Below are 5699 nucleotides of genomic sequence, written 5' to 3' on the forward strand. Positions count from 1 at the left end.
GCAGGCCGAGCGCTCCGCTTCCGATGTGGTCGAGATCGACGACATGCTCAACGGGCCCGGGGCGCCCGCGCCCTCGCTCTCGAGCCTGATGCGCCGGCTGATGCGCAAGATCGATGGCGGCCAGACCCTGTTCCAGCCGCTGGTCGACAGTCTCGACGCCTCCCTGGTGGCGCTGGACCGCACCGGCGAGGCGCTGGAGGATTTAAAGCGCGAGATGGATTACGACCCCGCCGAGCTGGAAGCCACCGAGGAGCGGCTGTTCGCGCTGCGCGCCGCTGCTCGCAAGCATCAGGTCACCTGCGACGACTTGCCGGCGGTGCTGGAAAAATACAGCGGGGACCTGGAAACCCTGCAAAGCGGGGAAACGCGCCTTGCCGCGCTCGAAGCCGCTTTGGCCGAGGCCCTTGCCGCCTATCGCGCCGCCGCCCTGCGCCTCAGCGCCGGGCGGCGCGAGGCCGCCATCGCCCTGGGCCGGGCGGTCGAGGCCGAATTGCCCGATCTCAAGCTGGGCGCGGCCCGTTTCATCGTCGATCATCAGTGCGACGAGAACCGGCTTTCCGCCGCTGGCTTCGATCAGGTCGCCTTTCACGTGCAGACCAATCCCGGCACCGCGCCCGGCCCCTTGCTCAAGGTGGCCTCGGGCGGCGAATTGAGCCGGTTCCTGCTGGCCCTCAAGGTGGTGCTGGCCGCGTCCGGTTCGGCCCCGGTGCTGATTTTCGACGAGATCGACACCGGCGTGGGCGGGGCGGTGGCCGACGCCATCGGGCGGCGGCTGGCGCGGCTGGCCGGCAAGGTGCAGGTTCTGGCCGTCACCCATGCGCCCCAGGTGGCGGCGCGCGCCAACCGGCATCTGCTCATCGAAAAGCAGATGGTGGAGGAGGGGGCCTTCATGCGCACCCATGTCCGCCCCCTCGACGTCGCTTCCCGCCAGGAGGAGGTGGCCCGCATGCTGGCCGGCGCCGAAATTACCGACGAAGCCCGCGCCGCCGCCAGCAAGCTGCTCGGCGCGGTGGGATGATTGAAGGGTGGGCGACCACTGGCTCACCCCCTCCCCTTGACGGGGGGAGGGAACGAGGGGGCACGATGTTTCAGTCGTTACCCTCCCCCTTGTGGGGAGGGATCAAGGGAGGGGGGCGTTTAGCCCCGATATTGGGGCTCCCGGCACCCCCTCCTAGCCTCCCCCATCCAGGGGGAGGTACGATCCGGCGGGCGGGGCGGAACGGGGCCAAGGAAAAGAATGAACCACCAATTTCGTGCCAGCCGGGTATAAGCATTCCATGACCGATTTGACCCAGAAACGAGTCTCCGATCTCACCCCTGACGAGGCCGAAACCGAGCTGGCGCGGCTGGCCGAGGCGATTGCCGCCGCCGACATCGCCTATCACCAGAACGACGCGCCCGAGATCACCGACGCCGAATATGATGGGCTGCGCCTGCGCAATGCCGCCATCGAGGCGGCTTTCCCCACGCTGGTGCGCGCCGATACGCCCACCGGCATGGTTGGCGCGCCGCCGGCCGAGGGCTTTGCCAAGGTGCGCCATGGCGAGCCGATGCTGAGCCTGGCCAAAGCCTATACCGATGAGGATGTGCTCGATTTCATCGAGCGCGGCCGGCGCTTTTTCGAGCGTGACAAGGACCTCGATATCGCCTTCACCGCCGAGCCCAAGATCGATGGGCTGTCCGCCTCGCTGCGCTATGAAAACGGGGTTTTCGTGCAGGGGGCGACGCGCGGCGATGGCCTTGTGGGCGAGGACATCACCGCCAATCTGCGCACCATCGCTGATATTCCCGACCAGCTTGCCGGCTCGGGCTGGCCCGACAGCATCGAAATCCGCGGCGAGGTCTATATGACCTATGAGGAGTTCCAGGCGCTCAAGGCCCGCTCCGCCGCCAGCGGCGGGCAGGATTATGTCAATCCGCGCAATACGGCGGCCGGCTCCCTGCGCCAGAAGGACCCTGCCGTCACCGCCAGCCGCAATTTGCGCTTTTTCGCCTATGCCTGGGGCGCCACCAGCGCCGATCCGGCTCCCAGCCAGTATGAGGCGGTGCAGAAATTCGCCGAATGGGGCTTTCGCATCACCCCGCTGATGGTGCGCGCTCGCTCCGCCGACGAATTGATCGCCCATTACCGCACCATCGAGGCGCAGCGGGCCACGCTGGGCTATGACATAGACGGGGTGGTCTATAAGGTCGACCAGCTCGATCTCCAGCGCCGCTGGGGGTTCGTCACCGGCGAGCCGCGCTGGGCCATCGCCCATAAATTCCCCGCCGAGCGCGCCACCACCCTTGTGCGCGCCATCGATATCCAGGTGGGCCGCACCGGCACCTTGGCCCCTGTGGCGCGGCTGGAGCCGGTGACGGTGGGCGGGGTCGTCGTCGAAAACGTCACCTTGCACAATGAGGACTATATCAAGGGTTTCGACAGCAAGGGCGAGCCCATCCGCGATGGCGTCGATATCCGCATCGGCGACAGCGTGGTCATCCAGCGCGCCGGCGACGTCATTCCCCAGATTGTCAGCGTAGTGCTGGATAAGCGCCCCGCCGACGCCGTGCCTTTCGATTTCCCCCATACTTGTCCCGTCTGCGGCTCGCCGGCGACGCGCGAACGCAATGAAAAGACCGGCAAGGAGGATTCCCGCCGCCGCTGCACCGGCGAGATGATCTGCCCGGCCCAGGCGGTGGAGGGGCTGCGCCATTTCGTTTCGCGCGGCGCGCTCGATATCGAGGGGCTGGGCGCGGAAAATATCGAGCTGTTCTTCAATGCCGGTCTGGTGCGCAATGCCGCCGACATCTTCACCCTGCATGAGCGCCGCGCCGAGGTGCAGCAGGCCCTGGCCGAAAAGCGCGAGGAACAGGCGCGGGCGCGCGAGGCGCTTTCGGGCAAGGCGCGCAAAAATGTGCGCAGCGTCGAGCAGCGCAATTTCGATGGGCTGGACAAGCTCTTTGCCGCCATCGACGCCCGCCGCGCGCCCGAGCTCGACCGCTTCATCTTCGCGCTGGGCATCCGCCATATCGGGGAAACCACCGCCGCGCTGCTGGCGCGCAATTTCGGCACCATGGAGGCGCTGATGGCGGCGGGCAAGGAGATCGCCGCCGCCCCCGATCCGCTCGCTGCCTTCCCCTCCATCGACGGCATCGGCTCGACGGTGGTGGAGGCGCTGGTCGATTTTTTCGGCAACCAGCGCAATGACGACGTGCTCGACGCGCTGCTGGCCGAGGTCAGGCCGCAGCCTTATGTGCTGGCCATTTCCACCGACAGCCAGGTTGCCGGCAAGACCGTGGTCTTTACCGGCACGCTCGAAAAAATGACACGATCGGAAGCCAAGGCCATGGCCGAGCGGCTGGGCGCCAAGGTTGCCGGCTCGGTCTCGGCCAAGACCGACATCCTGGTCGCCGGCCCCGGCGCCGGCTCCAAGCTCAAAAATGCCCAGGAGCTGGGCGTCGAGGTGCTGACCGAAGACCAGTGGTTCGAGCGCATCGGCCGATGATTGGGGGAGAATGCGTGAGAGCAGGCGGTCCGTTTCACCCCGATGTCATTCCGGCGCAGGCCGGAATCCATGTCCGCCTATCGCCCCCGATACCGTGGCCGCGATCCGCCTTCAGCCGGGATTCCGGCCTGCGCCGGAATGACCCGGTGGACGGAACGAGAGCGTGCCACCCTTAGCCCCATTCCCCAAAGAGAGGCCCCATGCGTTTTCTCCCCCTGACCGTCGCCCTTTTCGCCCTCGCCGCCCCGGCCGCTGCTGACGATATCGGCGCGCGGCTGGTCTCGGCGCTGGAAAGCGGGGAGGCCGGCGCCAGCGCCGCCGCCTTTGCCGAGGCCTGTGGGGCGGATGCGCCTGAGGCATGTTTTGCCGCCGGGCTCACCGGGCTTGTCGGCGGGGTGGAACGGTTTTCGCGGGGGCTCTATCGCCATGGCGCCATGGCCCCGAGCATGCCGGCCGCCGCCATGATGCTGGGCATCGACCCGGCGATGGTTTCGGCCCCGCCCAATCCCCACCCCGAGTCGCTCGATTATGCCGGGCTGCGCGCTTTGCTGGAGGATTTCGTCGTCACGCTCGACACCGCCCGCGCCCATTTCGAGATCGCCGCCCAGCAGGGCGACTATGTGCTCACCATCGATCCCATGGCTGTGCGCTTCGACATCAATGGCGATGGCCGCGTGGATGAGGCCGAAACCCTGGCCTTCTTTTTCACCGCGCTGCTCGATTTCGACGACATGCCTGCCGAGGGCGCAGGCACCACCATTGGCCTTGATCGGGCCGATGCCTTCTGGTTTGCCGGCTATACCCAGATCGTCGCCGCTCCGGTCGATTTCCTTCTGGCCCATGATTTTTCAGCCTTTTCGAGGCGGTCATGCACCGGGTCTTTCCGCGCGCCGGCCGGCCCATGCAGGATTACAGCCGGGGCGGCACGCTGGTCATGGATGCGGAAAGCGATGCCTTCATCGCCGATGTGATTGCCGCCATCCACACCGCCGACTTCCCGGTCGCCGACGCGGCGCGCCTCTCCGGCGTGCGCGAGCGGCTCAAAGCCATCACGCGCCTGTCGCGCGGCAATTGGCAGGCCATCCTGGCCGAAACCGACGATAATCGCGAACTGGTGCCCTCGCCGCGCCAGACCTCGCTGATGCCGGGCCGGAGCGTCACCCAGGAGGTGGTGGATGCCTGGCTCGCCGCGCTCGACAGCGTCGATGCGCTGCTCGATGGCGAACTGCTGGTGCCCCATTGGCGCTTCCGGCAGGGGTTCGATCTGCGCGCCTATTTCGAAACCGCCACGCAAACCGATATCGTCATGCTGCTGGCCGGGCAGGGGGCGCTGCCGTTCCTGGCCGATGGCCCGATTGCCGATGCCGACAGCTTCGCCGCCGCCAATGCGGTTTTCGGCGATGACTGGCCGATTTTCGCCCTGTGGTTCAACTGATGCCGGAGCCTGCCATGCGCCTTTCTCTTTTTGTCGCCGGTCTGTTTTTCGCCCTTGCCGGGCTTGCCGCCGCCCAGCCCTATGAAACGCCGCAGGATCTGCTGACGGCGTTTTACCAGCCTTATTTCACCGACGATTTCTACGAGGACGAGAGCCGCTTCCGCTCCGAGGCCCTGCAAGGGCTTTACGACCAGGACGATGCGGCCACGCCCGAGGGCGAACTGGGGGCGCTGAGCTTTGATCCCTATATTGACGGGCAGGATTACGACCTGGCCGATTTCGCCATCGGCACGCCCGAAATCGCCGGTGAGCGCGCCAGCCTGCCGGTTTCTTTCACCAATTTCGGCGAAAAGCGCTCCTTCCTCTACGAACTCGTGCGCGAGGAGGGCGGCTGGAAGATCGACGACGTCGTTTCCATCACCCCCGGCAACGAATATCGCCTGAGCGATATTTTCGCCGAAGCCCGGGGCGAGTAAGCCCCGGCGACGCCCCACCCGCCCCGTCGCCCCGGCCCCGAGCCGGGATGACACCGTGGCTGGGGCAGAGGGGCATGCCGAGACCGCTGGTCGATCCCCCTAGGGCGTTTCACATTTGATCCGAGACGGTCATTCTTCACCTCTCCCCCTAACCCCCTAACCCCCTAACCCCCTAACCCCCTAACCCCCTCCCCCAAGGGAGAGGGGATGAAGGAGCCGATGGTTCAAGGCCAGCGTGAAACGCGCTAAGCCTTTGTTTTATCGCGTTTCCGAACCGCAAAACCGTTTCCACTTTTGCTG

The 5699-nt window shown here is 66.4% G+C and carries 4 protein-coding genes and 1 pseudogene; all 5 read left to right on the forward strand.

Translation table 11 applies throughout. From position 1 onward, the window contains the following. Nucleotides 1-1018: pseudogene (locus VDP82_RS12950) on the forward strand (DNA repair protein RecN); the annotation flags it as partial. A 259-nt stretch (nt 1019-1277) separates the two neighbouring features. Next, the gene (ligA, locus tag VDP82_RS12955) at nt 1278-3488 is read left to right on the forward strand and encodes an NAD-dependent DNA ligase LigA (protein ID WP_416347115.1); all 2211 of its coding nucleotides are present in this window, start codon (nt 1278-1280) and stop codon (nt 3486-3488) included. Between the two features lie 200 nt (nt 3489-3688). Beyond that, a complete protein-coding gene (locus VDP82_RS12960; RefSeq protein ID WP_323015263.1) occupies nt 3689-4459 on the forward strand; it encodes a hypothetical protein in 771 nt (256 codons plus the stop codon). Continuing rightward, nucleotides 4390-4923 carry a hypothetical protein gene (locus VDP82_RS12965; RefSeq protein WP_323015264.1) on the forward strand — a complete coding sequence of 178 codons (534 nt, stop codon included), beginning with the start codon at nt 4390-4392 and terminating at the stop codon, nt 4921-4923. Before VDP82_RS12960 ends, VDP82_RS12965 begins: the two co-directional genes overlap by 70 nt. A 14-nt stretch (nt 4924-4937) precedes the next feature. Beyond that, entirely contained in the window at nt 4938-5399 is a 462-nt protein-coding gene (locus VDP82_RS12970; RefSeq protein ID WP_323015265.1) for a DUF3828 domain-containing protein, read from the forward strand. The last annotated feature ends 300 nt before the right edge of the window (nt 5400-5699 follow it).

The organism is Devosia sp. (assembly GCF_034675085.1).
Taxonomy (GTDB): domain Bacteria; phylum Pseudomonadota; class Alphaproteobacteria; order Rhizobiales; family Devosiaceae; genus Devosia.